The 18,154-nt window shown below is 71.8% G+C and carries 18 protein-coding genes; 5 read left to right on the top strand and 13 right to left on the bottom strand.

All coding sequences use genetic code 11. The annotated features are described in order from the left end of the window. Window positions 1-35: 35 nt before the first annotated feature. The 9 genes from AOP72_RS00280 to AOP72_RS00240 all read right to left on the bottom strand — a co-directional run bounded on the left by AOP72_RS00280 (window position 36) and on the right by AOP72_RS00240 (window position 6,140). A complete protein-coding gene (locus AOP72_RS00280) occupies window positions 36-554 on the bottom strand; it encodes a (deoxy)nucleoside triphosphate pyrophosphohydrolase (RefSeq protein ID WP_062130782.1) in 519 nt (172 codons plus the stop codon). A gap of 4 nt (window positions 555-558) precedes the next feature. Then, window positions 559-942, bottom strand: coding sequence for a glycine cleavage system protein GcvH (gcvH, locus tag AOP72_RS00275; RefSeq protein ID WP_062130779.1), 384 nt, complete (start codon window positions 940-942; stop codon window positions 559-561). A 53-nt stretch (window positions 943-995) separates the two neighbouring features. Continuing rightward, window positions 996-2,129: a glycine cleavage system aminomethyltransferase GcvT gene (gene gcvT / locus AOP72_RS00270; RefSeq protein ID WP_062130776.1), complete on the bottom strand. Its 1,134-nt coding sequence runs from the start codon at window positions 2,127-2,129 to the stop codon at window positions 996-998. A 51-nt stretch (window positions 2,130-2,180) separates the two neighbouring features. Further along, window positions 2,181-2,804 (bottom strand): hypothetical protein, encoded by a 624-nt coding sequence (locus AOP72_RS00265; protein WP_152650184.1) that lies wholly within the window; start codon window positions 2,802-2,804, stop codon window positions 2,181-2,183. Beyond that, window positions 2,801-3,091 carry a hypothetical protein gene (locus AOP72_RS00260; protein ID WP_062130768.1) on the bottom strand — a complete coding sequence of 97 codons (291 nt, stop codon included), beginning with the start codon at window positions 3,089-3,091 and terminating at the stop codon, window positions 2,801-2,803. Before AOP72_RS00260 ends, AOP72_RS00265 begins: the two co-directional genes overlap by 4 nt. Beyond that, window positions 3,088-3,510 carry a hypothetical protein gene (locus AOP72_RS00255; protein WP_152650183.1) on the bottom strand — a complete coding sequence of 141 codons (423 nt, stop codon included), beginning with the start codon at window positions 3,508-3,510 and terminating at the stop codon, window positions 3,088-3,090. The genes AOP72_RS00260 and AOP72_RS00255 overlap by 4 nt, the downstream gene beginning before the upstream one ends. A 43-nt stretch (window positions 3,511-3,553) precedes the next feature. Then, a complete protein-coding gene (locus AOP72_RS00250) occupies window positions 3,554-3,976 on the bottom strand; it encodes a hypothetical protein (protein WP_152650182.1) in 423 nt (140 codons plus the stop codon). Window positions 3,977-4,037: 61 nt separating this feature from the next. Continuing rightward, window positions 4,038-5,765 carry a hypothetical protein gene (locus tag AOP72_RS00245; RefSeq protein WP_062130758.1) on the bottom strand — a complete coding sequence of 576 codons (1,728 nt, stop codon included), beginning with the start codon at window positions 5,763-5,765 and terminating at the stop codon, window positions 4,038-4,040. A 78-nt stretch (window positions 5,766-5,843) separates the two neighbouring features. After that, window positions 5,844-6,140, bottom strand: a complete 297-nt coding sequence (locus AOP72_RS00240) for a WXG100 family type VII secretion target (RefSeq protein ID WP_062130755.1) — start codon at window positions 6,138-6,140, stop codon at window positions 5,844-5,846. A 189-nt stretch (window positions 6,141-6,329) separates the two neighbouring features. Between AOP72_RS00240 and AOP72_RS00235 the strand changes: the two genes are divergently transcribed. The 5 genes from AOP72_RS00235 to AOP72_RS00215 are packed head-to-tail and all read left to right on the top strand — an operon-like array spanning window position 6,330 to window position 9,681. Beyond that, a complete protein-coding gene (locus AOP72_RS00235; RefSeq protein ID WP_062130752.1) occupies window positions 6,330-6,626 on the top strand; it encodes a hypothetical protein in 297 nt (98 codons plus the stop codon). Next, on the top strand, window positions 6,623-7,915 hold the full coding sequence (locus AOP72_RS00230) for a hypothetical protein (protein ID WP_062130750.1): 1,293 nt from the start codon (window positions 6,623-6,625) through the stop codon (window positions 7,913-7,915). Before AOP72_RS00235 ends, AOP72_RS00230 begins: the two co-directional genes overlap by 4 nt. Further along, a complete protein-coding gene (locus tag AOP72_RS00225) occupies window positions 7,912-8,454 on the top strand; it encodes a hypothetical protein (RefSeq protein WP_062130746.1) in 543 nt (180 codons plus the stop codon). Before AOP72_RS00230 ends, AOP72_RS00225 begins: the two co-directional genes overlap by 4 nt. Beyond that, window positions 8,451-9,122: a hypothetical protein gene (locus tag AOP72_RS00220; protein ID WP_062130743.1), complete on the top strand. Its 672-nt coding sequence runs from the start codon at window positions 8,451-8,453 to the stop codon at window positions 9,120-9,122. The genes AOP72_RS00225 and AOP72_RS00220 overlap by 4 nt, the downstream gene beginning before the upstream one ends. Continuing rightward, complete coding sequence (locus AOP72_RS00215; RefSeq protein WP_062130740.1) at window positions 9,109-9,681, top strand: hypothetical protein; 573 nt, start codon at window positions 9,109-9,111, stop codon at window positions 9,679-9,681. The genes AOP72_RS00220 and AOP72_RS00215 overlap by 14 nt, the downstream gene beginning before the upstream one ends. A gap of 90 nt (window positions 9,682-9,771) precedes the next feature. On the opposite strand, the gene AOP72_RS00210 is transcribed toward AOP72_RS00215, so the two are convergent. The 4 genes from AOP72_RS00210 to AOP72_RS00195 form a co-directional block, all read right to left on the bottom strand. Further along, window positions 9,772-14,430 (bottom strand): type VII secretion EssC family protein, encoded by a 4,659-nt coding sequence (locus AOP72_RS00210; protein ID WP_084631045.1) that lies wholly within the window; start codon window positions 14,428-14,430, stop codon window positions 9,772-9,774. Between the two features lie 49 nt (window positions 14,431-14,479). Continuing rightward, a complete protein-coding gene (locus AOP72_RS00205) occupies window positions 14,480-15,220 on the bottom strand; it encodes a hypothetical protein (RefSeq protein WP_062130737.1) in 741 nt (246 codons plus the stop codon). Beyond that, window positions 15,217-16,029 (bottom strand): PP2C family protein-serine/threonine phosphatase, encoded by an 813-nt coding sequence (locus AOP72_RS00200; protein ID WP_062130733.1) that lies wholly within the window; start codon window positions 16,027-16,029, stop codon window positions 15,217-15,219. Before AOP72_RS00200 ends, AOP72_RS00205 begins: the two co-directional genes overlap by 4 nt. Then, the coding region (locus AOP72_RS00195; protein ID WP_193746325.1) for an FHA domain-containing protein at window positions 16,026-18,154 on the bottom strand (2,129 nt) is incomplete at its 5' end. The genes AOP72_RS00195 and AOP72_RS00200, both read right to left, overlap by 4 nt.

Genomic DNA, 18,154 nt, shown 5'->3' with positions numbered 1-18,154 from the left:
CCCCCACAGTGCCGCGCGACTGCGGTGAAGAGAGGTCAGCAGTAGGCGCGACGGTGGCGATCGGTGGCGTCCTCGAGCAGGGCGTCCACGATGCGCTTGTCAGCGGGCAGCCACGCCACATCGCGCCAGCCTCCCGGCTCCAGCACCCGGAGCTCGTCGTGGTCCTGCAGCGGGCGCGGCTCGACCGTCGCCCCGTCCGCTCCTGGCAGGATGCGGGCCCACCAGACCCGCATCACCAGGCGCTCCACATCCGCATCACCAGGGCGAAGCATCCACACCGGTGCGTCGCCGCACTGGTCCTCGATGCCGCGCCCGTCGTCCGTCCCCGGGATCTCGTCGCCGATCTCGATCTCGACGCCCAGCTCCTCGCGCAGCTCTCGCCGCAGCGCCTGCTCGGCGCTCTCGCCTCGCTCGACCTTGCCACCGGGGAACTCCCAGAGCCCGGCGAGCGCATCGGGCGCCGTCCGTCGCGCCGCCAGCAGGGTGCGGGGCACCAGCAGGTCGTCGGTGATCGCCGCCGCGACGACGAGCCTGGTGGAGGAGCGGCCGCCCATGTCGCTACGCCGTCGTGTCCGCGTAGGCCGCCGCGTCAAGCAGGCTGGAGGGCTCCTCCGCGAGCGTGACGGTGAAGATCCAGCCCTCGCCATAGACGTCGGAGTTGATGAGATCGGGCGCCGACTCGAGCGCGGGGTTCACCTCGGCGACCGTGCCGGAGACCGGGGAGTACAGCTCGCTCACGGCCTTGGTGGACTCGAGCTCTCCGCACACCTGGCCCGCGACCACTGTCGCACCGACCTGGGGCGCCTCCACGTAGACCACGTCGCCGAGCGCATCGGCCGCGTATGCCGTGATGCCCACGGTGACGACGGAGCCCGCCGAGACGTCGCCGCGCACCCACTCGTGCTCCACCGAGTACTGCAGGTCCTCAGGAATCTCCGGCATGACGGCCCACCTTTCGCTTGTGACACGTGGCCTTCGAGACCATGGGCACGAGGCTAGCCGCCCCGCGTGTAGAACGGTAGCGCCACCACGCGCATCGGCTCCCGGCGTCCCCTGACGTCCACGACGACCTCGGTGCCGATCTCGGCAAGCCGCGGTGGCACGTACGCCATGGCGATCGGGTGTCCGAGCGTGGGCGACGGAGCGCCGGAGGTGACGATGCCGATCTGGTGGTCGTCCGCATCGGTCACGGGGTAGCCCGTACGCGGGGATCGCCGACCATCGCCGGCCAGTCCCACCAGGACCTTCTGCGCGCCTTCGTCGCGTGCCCGCTCGAGCGCGGCACGGCCCACGAAGTCTCCGCGGTCCGGACCGCCCTCTCGCCCGAACGCGACGACGCGGCCGAGACCGGCCTCGAAGGGGTTGGTGTCGTGGCTGAGCTCACGCCCGTACAGCGGCATGCCCGCCTCGAGTCGCAGCGAATCGCGGGAGGCGAGTCCGCACGGCGTCAGGCCCGCAGCGTCACCGCGCTCCATCGCCAGGCGCCACACGGCACGCGCCTGGTCCGCGGGCACGAACAGCTCGAAGCCGTCCTCCCCGGTGTACCCCGTGCGCGCCGCGAACGCGTGGATGCCGCCCTCGAGCAGCACGTTGGAGGCCTTGTAGTACTTCATCGCGCCGATGTCCTCCGCGCCGAGCTCGCACATCGACGCGGTGATGGACTCGGCGGCGGGCCCCTGAATGGCGATCAGGGCGATCTCGTGCGTCTCGTCGTCGATCGTGGCCTCGAAGCCGCCCTCGTGGATGCGGGACCGCAGCTGCGAGAGCACCACGTCGCGGTTGGCGGCGTTGGCGACCACCATGAAGTGGTCCCAGTCGCGGCGGTAGACGATGACGTCATCGATCACGCCCCCGTCCGGCGCGCACATCATCGTGTACTTCGCGCCCCACAGCGGAACGCGGCTCATCTGCCCCACGAACGCGTAGTCGAGGGCGGCCGCAGCATCCGCGCCTCGCACCATCAGTTCACCCATGTGCGAGAGGTCGAACAGCCCTGCAGCGGTGCGGACCGCCTGGTGCTCGGCGATGTCCCCTTCGTACCGCATGGGCATCTGCCACCCCGCGAAGTCGACCATGGTGGCGCCGTCGGCGATGTGCTCGGCGTGGAGGGGAGAGGTGTCGGTGCTCACGTCACCAACTTACGGGACGGCGACGGCGAGCGGCCGATGCGCGGGGCAGCATCAGCGCGCCTCGAGCACACGCGCCCGGAACAGGATCGCGTCGAAGAATCGCACCATCGTGTGAGCGACGTCGCCCAGTGGCGTGAAGCAGGACACCAGCGCGACCCTGGTGGTGCCGGGGTACGGGAGCCAGTAGTCGGCGCGCAGGTGCCGCACGCGGGTCGCAGGATCCTCGGGGTGGAGGAGCTGCTCGTCGATCGTGACCACCCGCAGCGCCGTCGCTCCGGCTGCCGGCACCTCGACCACCGCCGCGTCGTTGCCGCCCGCCCACGCGGCCAGCAGCCCGTCGCGCAGCAGTGTCAGCGGATCGTCGCCCGCAGCGATCGCCGTCGCCGGGATCTGCATGTCCTCCGGCTCGAAGACGGTGATCGTGGCCGGCACCTCGACCCCCGGAGCCAGCTCGTCCGCCACGAACACCGCCCGGGCGCGCTGCGCGACAGCGGTGTCGACCACCTCGCGGAGCCGTCGCCGCACCGCGGCGCGCGCGCTCGCGTCCTGGTCGCGGTGGCCGAATCGCCGCAGCACGTATCCGTGCACCTGGCGCGCCACCTCCGCAGGGTCATCGGACCCGAATCGCGTCCACGTCCCCGGGAGAGCAAGCTCGAAGGCAGGGGCAGGGGTCACGGCATGTTGGACGCGGAGCCCGCGAGGTCCGCGTCGACCTGTTCGAACGACTCCGCGACGGTGACCACGGACTGTGCGAGCGCGTCGAGGGCGTCGATGAGCTCGGTGCGGCGAGAATCCCAGCCCGAGTAGAAGTCGCGCACCCGGCTCTCGAGCGCCGGCTCGCCGACGACGCTCGCGATGCCGCCCGTGTCACGGGCCGCTGCTGAGAACACGTCGTGCGCCTGCGCATAGCTCGACCTCAGCTGCTCGAGGTAGCCGTCGTCGAGGCGCAGGTCCGCCGTCACTGCTCCGCCTCCGGGGACTCGTAGGCGCGCAGCGCGTCCGCGGTCAGCGACAACGATCCGGAGCCGAGATCCACCGGTGCCTGCGCTCCAACCTCTCCGAGGGCGGGAACCGCCGCCTCCATGTCGATGGTGCGCGCGCCACCCACCACATGGAGGACGTAGCCGGCATTGGCGGAGTCGCCAAGCTCGTCCCGAGCGATGACCAGAATGGAGTCGAGAGCCTGCGTCTGCTCGTCGGCGCCGAGGCCGTCGACGAACGTCACATCTGTCCAGAACTGCTGGTTCGTGGGCAAGCCGGGTCGGCTGACGTCCGTCACCGACTCGGCGACATGCGGCAGCGTCATGATGGCCTCGTCGGCCCGCTGCGCCTCGTCGTCGCCTGATGCGCAGCCTCCGAGCACGGACGTCACGATCGCCATGATCACCACACCTCCTGTCCACTTTCGTCTTCTCTGCGACATCTCAGTCCTCTCGTTCTACCGACTCGTAGGCGCGCAGCGCGTCCGCCGTCAGCGACAGCGACCCCACCTCGAGATTCGACGGCCGCTGTGTGCCGATATCGCCCAGGGAGGCGACCACCGCTTCCATGTCGATCACCGTGCTGCCGCCGGAGACCTGCAAGATGAAGCCCGCGTTCGCCGCCGGAGCGATCTCCTCGCGCGCGATCGCCAGCACCTCGTCGATGGTCTCCTCCTGCTCGGACTGCGACACCCCGTCGACGAACGTGAGATGAGTGGTGAACTGCCGGTTGGTCGGCACGCCTGGACGGCGCACGATGGTCGCGGACTCGCTGACGTGCTCGAGATCCCCGATCGCCTCATCAGCCCTCCGTGCCTCCTCGTCCCCCGAGGCGCATCCGCCCAACACTGACGCCACGATCGCCATCGTCACCACTCCTCTCGCCCACACGCCTCGCGCACGGGTCCGCCCGGTCGCACTCACGGTCTCACCTGCCGCCCGCATCGACCGGGGGCGTGGGTGCCGGTCCGGGCGACGGCGTGGGGTGCGGCGCCATGGCCGGAGCCGGGTCTGTCCGGGTGTACTCGAATACGTGCACTTCTTCCGCCACGCCCTCGCCGAAGTCCGCGAAGAACACCTCGTCCCCCGGTCGCAGCTCGGGCTGCAGACGCGCGGCCTGCTGAGAGTACGACATCGCATCGTGAGCGAGGGTGCCCTCGAAGTGCTGCACGAACTCCGGGTGCGGAGCGAGCACGTCGGCCGGCGTCAGCCGCACGCCCTCGAGCCCTGACACCAGGTCGGGATGGGTGAAGACGGTGGTCCGCGCGCCCTGTCCCGTCAACTCGTTGCGGTACTGATCCATGGGGCTGCCGCCCGCGACCACGGACACCTCGCGGTCCGCGAGCCTGGGGTCGATCGCAATCTCGCCGGACGTCATCCCGCCCTGCGACCACCCCGCGAGCATCACGGGAGCGTCCGAGTCGAGCGCTCCCGCCCGCTCCATGGCATCCCACACCGCCTGCTCCATGGCCGTGTCCTGGCCGGGCGCCAGAGCGTGGAGCACATTGGTCGGAAGGTCGTTCAGCGCGGAGCCCGTCATGCCCCACTCCTGGGTCGACGGGATCTGGACGCGCCACCCGACGATGGCGCCGGTGTCCTCGTCGCGCAATGCCACCACTTTGATCATCGTGGCGGCCTCATCCCGACGTTCCCAGTCAATGAAGCGACCGTCGGCGTCGTACACGGGACGACGCGCCGTCGCGGCATCCACCCATGCCAGGTCCTCCAGCAGCGCGGCGTAGGAAGGGCCGACCGGCGGCAGAGTGTCTTGGTCCGGGTTCGGGGATCGCATCTCGAGCGGATAGTCGTCGCCCCGATGCATGCCTGACGAGTCGGTGATGCTCGACACCAGCAGCAGCGTGCCGGCGATCGCCGCGAAGGCGATCACGGCGACGGTGAAGATGCCCACGAGCGCGATGACGGGGAAGACGATCGCCGCCAGGGCGACCGCGGCCAGCACGGCGAGGAACACGATCAGGAGGCCGGCGTACTGGGCGAGGAACTCGCCGATGGCCGCCAGCGCGTCGCCCAGCCAGCGTCCGAAGTCCGCGAGGCCCTGGCCCACCCAGGAGAAGAACGCGCCGATGTCGTCGAGCAGGGACGTGTCGGTGCCCTCGGTGGCGTCACGAATCTGCGCGACGGCCACGGCCGCAGCGGCCTGCTGCCGGTCGCGTGCGGTACGCCACCGCCCTTCCACCTCCGCGAGCGCCCCCTCGGCGCGGTCCAGCCGGCGGCGCGCCGTGTAGAGCTGCTCCTCGTAGGCATCCACCGCGGCCGTCGGTGCGCCGTCGCTGGCGGCTCCGGCAACGAGCTGTGACAGCCGAGTCACCGCCTCCTGAGCGGAGTCGCGCTCCGCAAGCGCGGCGGGTGCCTCGTCGAGCGCCGCATCGGCCTCCCGGTGCGCGGCCTCCATCTCGACCACGTACGTGCGCAGGGCCACAGCCGTGCCCTCGTAGCGGTCGCGCGCGCTCTCGATCTGCACGGCAGCATCCAGGCTGCGCGCGTAGAGCTCATCCGCCGCACGCCCGGTGAGCTGCACGTTGGTGTCGTACAGCAGCGCGATGGCCTCATCGATGGCGGCGACATCCGCCTCGAGGGTCGTCACCTCGGATCGCAGCGCGACCGGGTCACCGGGCAGCGTGTCCACTGCCGTCATGAGTGCTCCCTCAGCTCCGCGGGCAAGAGGTGGCAGCGGCGATCACGCCGCCGTCACCGCTCCCCGCACGAACGCCGATCAGCGACCGAGCTGCTTGGCGAGCTCCTCGTCGGTCTGCTGGAGCACCTGGGCGGCGGTCTGCAGGAACTGCGCCATGCCGTCGATGCCCTGGATGGTCTGCGTGGCACCGGAGTTGAACTCCGAGTACGCCGCATCGAACGCACCCGAGGCGCTCGAGGTCGTGAAGCCGTCGGCCACGAGCTGGGAGACCAGCGACCGCAGGTTCTGCAGGTTCTGCTCGATCTCCGCCTGTCCGGCACGGAGCTTGTCCGAAGCCGCCGTCATCTGCTCGTAGGTCACGTTGAGATTCGCCACGCGAGTGCTCCTTCATTCTGTGTCAGGCCATCGTCGTCGGCGGACCTCCCGCCTCGCTCCACATCCAAGCAGGGCGCCGACCGGCCCGCAACGAGGGGCGAGTCGACTTCGTCACTCTCGTCCTGTGTCTCGACCTGCGACTCGCCGAGTCATTAGCATGGGCCTGGCGAACTCACGGGAAGGGGGGGCATGGCAGGGGGAACTCTCCGCGTCGACACCGCAGCAGTGCGGGATGTCGCGACGGATCTGACGACGGTGCATCGCGAGTTGACCGGTGCCGGCGACCGCAGCCACGCCGTGGCCGATGCCGTCGGGCATGCCGCGCTGGGCGACAGCCTGCGGCGCTTCTCGGACGCATGGGACGACCGGCGCCAGGAGCTCGCCGAGCAGATCACTGTGCTGCGCGACGCCGCGACGGGCATCGCGCAGTCGTTCGACGACGTGGACTACGAGCTCGCGAGCGCTCTCGCCGAGGACGGGTCATGAGCGCACTCGCGCCGGTGCCCGGCGACGTCCCCACCGTGCAGCGCACCGCCTCGTCCTACACCGATGTGGCCGATGCGGTCAGGGAGGCCGCCAGCCAGCTGCGCGCCCTCGCGGGGGACGCCTCCATCGCAGCCAGCGACGCGGTCGCCGCGCTCGCCGCGCAGGCAGGCGACACCGCGGACCGGCTCGACAAGTTGCACGAGCGATACCGGGTGGCGGGCTCGGCGCTCACCACCTACGCGGGCGAGCTCGACGCCGTGAAGACGGAGGCCGATGCGGCGATCTCGCGTCACGGCGTCGCCGCCCAGGACCTCGCCGAGGCCGAACGGTGGGTGGCGCACTATCGCACCGAGCGGCTGGTGGCCACCGATCCGACCCAGGCGGACGAGGCGCATGCGCGCCAGCGCCACTGGGAGGGGCAGCGTGACGAGGCGCACGCCATCATGCAGTCCGCGGCGCGTGACGTCGAGGAGGCGCATGCCCGTCAGGACACCGCGGCCCGCACAGCCAAGGACGCGATCGACGAGGCCGTGGACAGCGACGGGCTCAACGACTCGTGGTGGGACAACGTCAAGGGCTGGGTCTCCGAGAACGCGGAGTTCCTGAAGTCGCTCAAGACCGCGCTGTCGTGGATCACGACCGGGCTGACGTTCCTCACGTTCGTCTTCCCCGTGCTGGCACCGTTAACGCTGCTGTCGGCGGCGTTGACCGTGGGCCTTTCGGGCCTGCTGGCGGCCAGCGGCGAGATCTCCTGGGCTGAGTTCGGCCTCGACGCACTCCTGCTCGTCACCGCGGGCGTGGGCGCTGTCGCCGGCCGCGTCGTGTCCCAGACCGTGACGGGCCTCAAGGGCCTGCGCGTCGCACGGCTGTCCGCCCAAGGAGGCGCGCGCAGCCCGATACGTCAGGTGACCGGGTCCTTCAATCGCCTGTCGATCCCCACCCGTACCGTGCCGCAGAAGATCACCCAGATGCTCACGAACGGCCGCAAGTTCCGAGGCGTCGCGAACGCTCACGCGCATCGGATCTTCACGCAGGCGAAGGTCGGCGCCGGACCTCTCGACGATTTCTTCATCGGCCACGGCATGGCGGCCATTCGCAGCGCGCGCATCACCGCAATGATCCAGGGAGCGGCCCGCACCACAGATTCGGCCGCTGCGTATGCTGACCTGCCTGCAGGCCTGTTCGACTCACTCGGCCTGGAGCCTGTCGCGGAGGGACTGCGTACGGTGAGCGAGGTGCGCGACAACGTGCACGCATCCACCACCATGTCGATCGGGGCCTCACAGTGAGAATCGGCCTGCCGCAGCGATCCCGGTGGAAGGATCCCGAGGAGCGCGCCTACACCCTGGTGTTCATCGCGTTCGCCTGGATCGCAGCGCTGGGCTTCGGACTGGTCTCCATCGCGATGGTCGTGGGAATCGCGACCGGCACCGCAGTTGACGGCCTTGAGGAACCCAACGATGAGTTCCCCGGCTTCCCGCTGTTGAGTCCCACGATGGTGGTGCCTGCCGTGCTGATCGCCGCCGCACTCATCGTGTCGTTCACGCTCCCCTTGAAGAAGGCGATGGGCCTCAACCGCTCCGAGATCGTCTTCTCGGCTTTCATGGGTGTGACGATCCAGACTGTGATGCTGGGCCTCGACCAGCGATACCTCACGGGAGTGTTCGGCTGGCTTGCCGTCGCAGCGTGGCTGCTCTTCCTCGCCGTCTTCGCAGCGGCCGTGCTGCGCATGGTCGCGGGGTGGCTCCGCCTCGTGCCGGAGTCCTGGCGCAGCGAGGCCGCCCGCACCGGGAAGGGTCGCGGTCGCCCGACCAGGGCGAGCGGGTGACGCCGGACGGCACGCCGGTGCCGGAGGACGACGGGCCCGGCCCAGACATGGGCTACACGGTGGTCCTGCCCGCCGGTTGGGTGATGCTGCCCACCGGCGAGGGTGCGGACCGCGCGATCGATGATCTGGTGCGCACGCTGGTCGCCGAGGCCCCCCGCGACTCTCGGCGAGCACGAGGCGACGCCCTGCGCCGGGCGATCTCTCCCCTGGTGGCCGAGGCACGTGCCGCGCAGGCACGCGACGTGATCCTTCCCGTCGCCCAGCCGTGGGTGGTGCCGGCAAGCGCGTCCCTCACCATCGGCACGGTGCCCGCCCACGCCGAGGTGGCCAGCGCTCACGACCTGCACGTCGCCGGAGCCACCCGCGGAGAGGCCTCCGTCACCGCGACGCCCGCCGGTCCCGCGCTCCGTGAGCTGGTGCTCGTCCCGCCTCGCGAGGAGGAGGAGCGCGTCACCAGCCGCCGGGAGGTCACCTACAGCTGGGTGCCGCGACCCGGCACCGTGGTGATCGCCACTCTCGTGGTCACCGCGACGCAGTTCGACGGCTCGGAGCAGATCTCCCTCGCCCTCCAGGACCTCGGCGAGGCCGTGATGGGCTCGATCGCATGGACGGATCCGAGCACGCCTGAGACCGTGACCGCCGACGAGGACACACATGCGACGCCGTAGAGAGCCCACCCTCCACATCGACGCCAACTTCGATCTGTGGCTGCCGGTCCCCAGCTCCTGGCCGTGGGAGCACCATGCGGACGTGGACGCGTGGGCGAACGCGGTCGCCATCGCTTTCGGCGATGCGTACGGCTGGGACGACGCGACCCGTCAGTGGTGCCGGGAGTCCGTCCGCACGCTGTCCACCGAAGCCCCGGAGGACGAGACGCGCCTGGCGATCATCGATCCCGAGGGCCGGTGGCTGTTCTTCGCGAGCGTGCTGTGGGCGCCCACCGACGAGTCGGTCACCGTCGCGCAGCTCGCTGCGGCGGACGACGAGAACGCGGTGCGGGCGATCGAGACCACGGACGTCGTCACCGACGGCCTGGGAGCGGGCGTGCGCACGGTGCGGTATGTCGACGACCAGACCGGCTCGCGCGCCATCGTGGGGATCATCCAGCACGCCTTCCGCACGGACGGGCTGGACATCATGGTCATCGCCTCGAGCCACGACGTGATCCTGCTGCAGGAGCTCGAGCCCGAGATCGACGCCCTGGCACAGTCGCTCAGCGTGAGCTGAGCCTGCCGCCGGCACCGTCAGCACGACCGGCCACAGACCGCCGATGCGCGGGCGGGGCGCGGTGGCATGTGCGCCGGCGGGTGGTGCCCGCTACTCGCGGATCGGCGACACCGCCCAGCTCGGCACCGATGCCGGGGTTCCGGCCGTCTGCTCACGGGTGGCCTGTGCGGCCTGCGCCGATGCGGACGGCCCAGCGCCCGCATCGGCCACAGGCGCCTGGTCACCGTTCGCGGAGGGGGCGCCCGCACCGTCGAGCCAGTCCGGGCGCTCGCCCTGCACCGAAGGGTCGTCGGCGGGGAGGGGCAGCGGCACCTGCAGCCGCGCGACCCGGCCCGAGGCCGCCCACAGTCCGCGGCCCTGACCGAACTCCGCACGGCTGACGCGCGGGAACGAGGTCTTCAGGATGGCGTCGCCGTCGGGGGTCTCGGGACGCAGCACCATGCCGCGTCGAGCCGATCGCAGTTCCGTCTTGAGCGCTCCGTAGCCGCCGAAGTCGCTGCTGTCGCTCTCGGCGATGATCAAGAGGTCGCCCATGCGCGCCCGCCGCAGCCAGCCCTGCAGGCGGGAGTCGGACGGCGTGTCCGCGAAGTCCGCCGCGGACTCCACGACGAGCGCGATCGGGTGCTCGCCCGCGACTGCCCGCTCGATCGCCTCGTCCAGGCCCTCGAGCTCCTGTGCCTCGCCGGCAGCGGCCGTCCAGCCCTGCCAACCGCGCAGCTGCGAGCGGCGCGCGCCGAGGTAGTAGAGCGGCATGTCGCGTCGCCATCGCCGCAGCGACTGCGCGAGTGACATGAGAGCCGTCGAGCGGCCGCTCTCGGGCCCGCCCGCGACCAGCATCACTCCGCGGGGCTCGAATCCGTGCGGGGCGAGAGCGACGTCGGTGAGACCCACAACCGGCTGCCCGTCGACCGCCGCCGGCATCTCCGCCAGCGAGTACTCGGCGGGCAGGGCACGCACCGGTTCTGCGGCCGGCCGGGACGCGGACGGCAGCGTGGGGGCGATGGCGACGATGCGCTCCGCCAGCTCGCGCGCATTCGTGAGCCCACCGAGTGCGGCGACTTGGCACTCCATGCCCGCCACCACGCCGCGGCCCGCAGGCGACTCGGGGTTGAGCACGTCGCGGGGAGCGCCCAGGGCCGAGTAGCCGTCCTGGTCCGCCAGGCGCAGCACCAGGCGCTTCTGCATGGTCGACTGCATCGCATTGCTGATGCCCGCCGCGCGATCAGCCGTCACCACCACGTGGACGCCGACGGCGCGACCGTCCTGCATGACTTGCTGCAGCGAGGTGTAGGAATCGGCCCGGCCCGGCACTCCCTCGTAGTCGGCGCGGAAGGCCGGAAAGTTGTCGACCAGCAGCAGTACGCGCGGCTCGTGCGGCTGCGACTCCAGCGACCGGTACTCGGCGAGGGTCGAGGCATTCGCCGCGCCGTAGCGGGCCGTGCGGTCCTCGACCAGCCCGCGGAGCATCCGCATCAGGCGGGTCACGCGCTCCGAGTCATCGCCCGAGATCACGGAGCCGACGTGCGGCATGGCCTCGAGCATCCGCAGTCCCGACCCGCCTGCGTCGAGCGCATAGACGTGCGCCGCACCCTCGGTCACGTGCCCTGCCGCGATCGCCAGCGCACGCAGCGTCCCGGTCTTGCCGGACCCGCTCGCGCCGAAGATCGCGAGGTTCTGGTCAGCGTCCGGATCGAAGGTCACCGGCGCCTGACGCTGACGCTGCGGAATGTCCACGACGCCGAACGGAAGACGCGCATCCGAGCCGCCCACGATCTCCTCGAGGGCGATCGAGGCCGGGAGCTCGTCGAGCCACGGTCGGCGAGGCGGGCGCAGACGTGCGGCCCGGAACCCTCCCACGATGGTGGCGACCAGACGCTGCTGGTCGGTGGGCGTCGAGGCGCTCGCCGTCGCCGTGGTGGGCGAGGGAGGGCGCTCCCACGGCACCAGCGGACCGAACACGAACGAGGCGACGTCGGGCCGCACATCCGGCGGCGCATCGAAGCTGCGTCCGCCGGCGTACGCGGACTGGAACTGGGTGAGGCGGCCCGGCCCCGACTTCAGCGCGCCACGGCCCGGCAGCTCGGGCGGGAAGGTCGCCGCGGCCTTGGTGCCGATGACGTCCATCGAGTCGGACTCGTCGGCCATGCGCAGCGCCACGCGCAGGTTGGTGTTGGCCCTGAGGTTGTCCTTGATGACGCCTGCGGGCCGCTGCGTCGCCATGATGAGGTGGATGCCGAGCGACCGGCCGCGCTGCGCGATGTCCACGACGCCATCGACAAAGTCAGGCACCTCACTTACAAGCGCGGCGAACTCGTCGATGACCAGCACCAGCGCGGGTGGGCACTCCGGATCGCCGCGCTTCTCCAGCGCGATGATGTCCTTGGCCCCCTTGCGCTGGAACAGTTCCTCCCGATAGTGCAGTTCCGCTCGCAGGGACACCAGTGCGCGCCGCACCAGATGTGGGCTGAGGTCGGTGACCAGCCCCACGCAATGCGGCAGGTCCGTGCAGTCCGCGAATGCGGAGCCGCCCTTGTAGTCCACGAACAGGAACGTCACGCGCTGCGGGCTGTACTCGGCCGCCATGCCGAGCACCCACGCCTGGAGGAACTCGCTCTTGCCTGCGCCCGTCGTGCCGCCCACCAGGGCATGCGGACCCTCGCCCCGCAGGTCGATGTGGAGAGCGCCCTGCGCCGCCTGGCCCACGAGCGCGCGCAGGCGCGGCTGATAGCCGGCCGGCGGCATGCCCTCGGGTCCCACCAGTGAGCCGTTCTGCGACCATCGATCCACGACCGCATCGCCACTGGTGGCGAGGTTGCGGCCCAGCAGGTCGAGCATCGTGACCGTGGAGGGCAGATCCGAGGCGTCCACGGACCGGGCGGAGGCGTCGCGGACCCGTGCCAGGGCACGCGTGAACTGCGCGAGGTGGGCGTCGCTGAAGCCCTCGACCTGGAGCGGCGCGATCACGGTGCCGAGCCGCACGAAGGACGCGGACGCGATCGCCTGCTCGTCGAACGACACGAAGGTGCGGCAGGTCGCCGGGAGGGACTCGCGAGAGTGCGCGAGCCACACCGGGTAGATCCCGCGCATGGCGGCACGCTCCATCAGCTGGAGCAGGCGGGCGCGGTCGATCGGCGCGTCGTCACCGATGACGACCACGATCGCGGGCAGCGGCGCGGTGGAGCCTGACGAGTCGCTGCCCTTGGTGCCGACCTGCGAGCCCACGCGCAGCGCCGCCGACTCGGGGCCGATGGCACCGAGGGGTACCGGCGCGTCACGGCCACCCGTGCGCTGCGCGATGATCTCCTCGAGCCGCGACACCACGTCGATCGCGCCCTGCGGCGTGGCGCCGAAGGGTGCCCCCAGCACCGGCTCCGCGGCCGCGGCATGCGGGAGCCACTTGAGATCCTCCAGCTCCGCCGCCCAGCGCTGGCCCATGATGCCGGCCACCACCACCTCGGTGGGCGCATGCAGGCCGGCGATCTGCGCGAGGAGCCCCCGCGCATAGGCAGCGGTGTATCGCGACGGACCCACGATGCCCAGCGCTCCAGCCTCGGCGAGGTCCTCGACGATCGGCACGTCCTCCACCGATCGGTAATCGTCCACGAGTGCGTCGAAGCGCTCCTCGTACTCGGGCAACGCACGGTCGCGACCCTCGGGCTCCTTGACCGTCACCCGAGACGGCGCAGCCCCGAGGCCCAGCCGCACGAACAGGAACGACCAGTGCTCGGGACGGCGCGTCCACAGCGGCTCACCGATCTCGAGGGCGGCGGTGTTGATGTCGTGCAGTGACGGGGCCTCGTCGTGACGGGCGAGGATCTCCTCGGCCCGCTCGCGCTCGAGCCGGGCCGACAGCCGCTCGAGCTGCCGCTCGAACGCCTCGATCGCCTGCTTGAGCTGACGTCGCCGGCGCGAGGCGCCGGTCGCCCAGTTTCCCAGCATCATCGCCGGTGACATCGCGACGAAGATCAGCGACAACGGGGAGCGGGTGACCGCGTAGACCGCGAGGCCGACGACCATGGGCATCAGCACCATCAGCCACGGGAAGGACTGCTTCTCGGACGGCACCGGCAGCGCCGCGCCCTCGAGCTCATGCGTGGGGAAGCGCAGCTCCACGCGGGGCATGCGGGTGAAGTCGCGACCCTTGACACGCGCGCCCGGCTCCTCGGGCCGGTTCACCATGGTCACCGCGAGGGTGGTGCCGCCCAGAGTGACGGGCGTCCCCTCCGTGATGTCCGCCCGCGGCACCAGCGCGTCGTCGAGCAGGACGCCGTTGGCCGAGTTGAGGTCGATGATCTCGACCTTGCCCGGCGTGGCGTGGATGCGCGCGTGGGTCTTCGACACCGTGGCGTCCGCGAGGGTCACGTCGCAGTCGTCCCCGCGCCCGAGTGTGGTGGTGCCCTGGTGCAGCGTGAGCCGGGTGCCATGGCCGGGTCCCGCGACGATGGTGAGCGACCCGACCTCTGCGCGCACCGCATGCTCCTGGGGGATCACCCTCAGGTGCACGCCGGAGCCGATGTCGAGGTCCTCGAGCGTGTCCCGTGCATCGAAGCTCTCGACCTCGTGGGAGCCGTCGGTCGCACGCACCTCGAGCGCCAGATCGCGACGATAGGACTCGTGGTCGTACTCGCGTCGCGGGTCGTCGCGCACGATGCTGCGCGCGAGGTCCTGCACGGTCGCACCCGGCGCTGCCGAGACGACGATGTCCTCGAGGTCGCCCGTGGGCCGTTCCAGTCTCGCCCTGAACCTCATGCCGCCTCGTCCCTCCTCCGGTGGGGCGGTGCCCCGCTCTCTTCTGCCGTCATGATCCCGCCACGATCCATACCGTCGCGATCACGGCCGCCGTCGCGACTGCCGCACCGATGGCCGTGCCGACGAGAGTGATCATGAGCCGGCGCCGCCGCTCGCGCTCGCGCCGCCGTGCCGCCTCCGCCGGCGCGAGCACTCGTGCCGAGGCACCCTCCTGGCGGTCCGGGTGCGACGCGGCCAGGTGCGCCTCGTCGGCCCGCGCATCCGCGCTGGGAGGGGCGTTCAGCCGGCGCGGCGCATAGGCCGGCTCCGTCGTGCCGAACGCCCCCGGGGCGGTGATGGCGGGCGCCCGGCCAGGCGGCAGGGGACGGTGACGCGCACCACGGTGAGCAGGGACGTCGAACTGGGTGGCCTCGTCGGCGGCGGGGAGGGAGCCGTGGCGGGACGCGAGTCGGGTCGATTCGTCGTCGACGCCGGACCTCCGTGCGGCGAGCCTGGTCGCGTCGTCCGGCGCTGCGCCGTCATCCTCCTCAGCCGCGAGCCCGGGTCGCCGGCGCGGCGACAGTCGCGTGGCGTCGTCGGGTTCCTCCGACACATGCGTGTGCGGGCGCGCGGAGATCCGTGTCACGTCGTCGCTGTCGTCGTCGCCACCGCCCTCGAGCCCGACCTCGGGCTCGGCCTCCACGGGTCGTCGGCGCGACACCACCGTCGCATCGTCCACCGCGTCGCGGTCGACCCCTTCACCTCGCCGCCCATGGTCCGTGTGGCCCGGGTCCCGCTCCGCGCGGTTCACGCGTGCTCCCTGCGGCGGTGGGTGACCGTGGTGTCGTCGTCCTCGTCTCCCCAGATCGGCCACGGCTCAGCAGCGGCACCATCAGGGGTGTGGGCGTGGAGCGTATCCGCGACCACCACGGTGACGTTGTCGCTCGCCCCCTCCTCGAGAGCGGCCTCGACCAGGCGCGTGGCAGCGTCCTCGGGGCCACCCGCGAGCGCGGCGATCGACGCGATCCGCGCATCGTCCACCGCCTTCATGAGCCCGTCGCTCGCGATGATCAGCCGGCGACCCGGCACGGCGGGCAGCAGCCATGCGTCGCAGCCGCGCCGTCGGTCGCCCACGGCGCGCGTGACGATATTGCGCTCCGGATGCACCTGCGCCTGGGCGAGGGTGATGTCGCCGCGATCGACCAGCTCCTGAACGAAGGAGTGGTCCACCGTGACCTGCCCGAGCACTCCCTCATCGAGAGCGTAGACACGCGAGTCCCCCACGTTCACCACCATCCACCAGGGAGCGCCGTCGTGCTCCACCGCGACGGCTCCCGTCAGCGTGGTGCCCGACTCCCCCCCGAGGCTCGCGGACAGCTGCTCCACCGCCGCATGCGCGTTGTCCACGGCGGTCACGACGTCCTCAGGCCGCACCGGGTCGCGGTCGACGAGCGGGCGCAGCGCGTCGATGGCCGTGCGGCTCGCTGCGGCACCAGCGAGGTGTCCGCCCATGCCATCCGCCACGACGTGCACCGGACCGGCGCTCAGGAACGCGTCCTCGTTGCGCTCGCGTGGCCCGGGGTCAGTCGCGCCGCCGCCTGCCGTCCATGCCTGGTTCATCGTTCCGGCTCCCCGGTCACGATCCGCGCGACGAGGTCACCGAGCACCAGATCGCCGTCCACGGGCTCGCCCGCCTCGTTCTCCACCGCACGCTCGCCGCCATCAGCATCCCTCAGGTACGTGCCGTTGGTGGAGCCGAGATCGCGCACCCACCACCCGTCGTCGCGGCGGAACAGCGTGGCGTGGCGCTTGGACAGCGTGCGGGTGCGGTCGTGGACGCCGAGCACGCCAGGGCTCTGCGCCGTGGTCGCGCGGCCCAGCGTCACGGCGTCACCGGTGAGCGGGTATCGTCCGCCGCCCTCGACCTCGAGCGCCCACGCAGGCCGACGACGCCGGGCGATCACGGTGTGGTCGTCGACCTCGACGGCGTCGGGAGTGGTGGTGGGCTGAGGCGAGGGCGTCATGGCCGCGGAGGGCTCGTCGCTCGCCCGGTCCCCGACGGACGATGCGCGGACACCCGGAGCGACGCCCGGTGGCAGGGGCGGCGGAGAATCGGTCCGGGGCGCCGACGGCGCCGATGCGCGGGAGGCCTGGTCGTCGACCGCAGCGGCCTGCGGGGGCAGAGGGGTGAGGGGCACAGCGGGCGGGTCCTGTGCTGCTCTTGCCTCCGGGTGACGCTGGGACAGCTCCGCGGTGAGCGGCGGCATGGCCGACCCGGGAGAGGACGATGCGCCCTCCACGGGGGTGACGGCCGACGTGGGCGTCGCGGACAGGTCGGGCCTGCTGTCGGGGGTGGACGGGTCCTCGGACGAGGACCCGGTCGGGGCGCCGAAGACGCTCGCCCAAGCGGGGCGTGCCCGGTCATCTGACGAGGATGCCGCCTCCGGTGCGCTGGGCGACGCGTCCGTGGCCGGTGGCGTGGGCGGCGTCGTCGCCTCCGGCACTGCCGATGCGGACCGCGCGGACTCCTCCGCCTGCGACGACGCGGTCGGTGCGGGCTCGCTCGGGCGCGGTGCGGCAGCGGCAGCGGGAGCGGAAGAGGAAGTGCCCGAGGCGTAGGGCGACAGCTGGCCCACGTATGGCGACGCCATCGACGGCGGGCCCGCCGGGTCGTCCGGCTGGGCCGGAGGGGCGTCGTCGGGCCGCTCGGCCGCGGAGGACGCGTGCGTCGTCGCCTCAGCGCTCTGCCATGCCGCGGTGCTCGGCGCGGGTGCCGGAAAATCAGCGGTCGGCCAGGGCACTGCGGGCGCCGACTGCTGATCGGGCCGTGCGGCGGGCTCGGACTCCCGGTCGCTCTCGGGCCGGGGGACGCCAGCGGGGTCCGGGGAGGATGCCGTGCTCGCCGCCGCATCGGCGGGAACGCGCGGCGCGGACGGCCGTGATGGTGGCTCGCCAGGCGGCGAGTACGGCACCCCCGAGGCGTCCCAGCCCGGGGGCAGGTGTGACAGCGGCCCCTCGGAAGGGGTCTCACGACTCACCGGTTCTGCGCTCGAATCGTCCGTCGGCGCATGGTCGGCGTCAGGGTCGGACGGAGGCGAGGCGACTCTGGGTGTCGACAACGGATCCGTACCCGCGCCGCGGTCACCCATGGCCGGACCGTGGGTCTCGCCAAAGCCGGCCCAGCGCGATGCGATGATCCGTGCCGCCTCGTCGGGGTCGCGCGGCTCGGGAGCTGCCAAGCCATCGGCGCGCAGCGCGAACGGCGACCGCGTCGCACTCGATGCGGCCGCGTCGGTGCGCTCCGCGGAGTCGGGCTGCCCGCCAGACGTGACGGCCGGGCCATCCGTCCCGCCGGAGCCCGCCGATGGAGGGCTGGACGGCCCGGACGCGGCCGCATCGGCTTCCGTCGTGGCCCCCAGCGGACCACCCTCGCTCGTCGGCCGCGACACGGGACCTCGTGCCCCGGCGCCCGCGGCGGCCGCACTGGCGGTGACGCCGTGCCCGGTGGCCTGGTACGCACCCCAGCCGAGCACGGAGGACCAGATGGCCGGTGCCAGCGCCGCGAGCCAGGTGAGGGCGCGTGGTGCACGCATGCGGAGCTCGACGATGCCCGCCCCGTAGATCCACATGACCCAGCCCACCAGCGAGCCGAGGAGCCACAGGGTGAGCCCGGCGATCAGCGCGATGCGGACCGCCGGAACCACGGCGTCCGCGGCGACCATGACGATCAGAGAGACCACGGCGG

This window comes from Demequina aestuarii, assembly GCF_000975095.1.
GTDB lineage: Bacteria > Actinomycetota > Actinomycetes > Actinomycetales > Demequinaceae > Demequina > Demequina aestuarii.
This window is presented reverse-complemented; position numbering and strand designations above follow the sequence as displayed.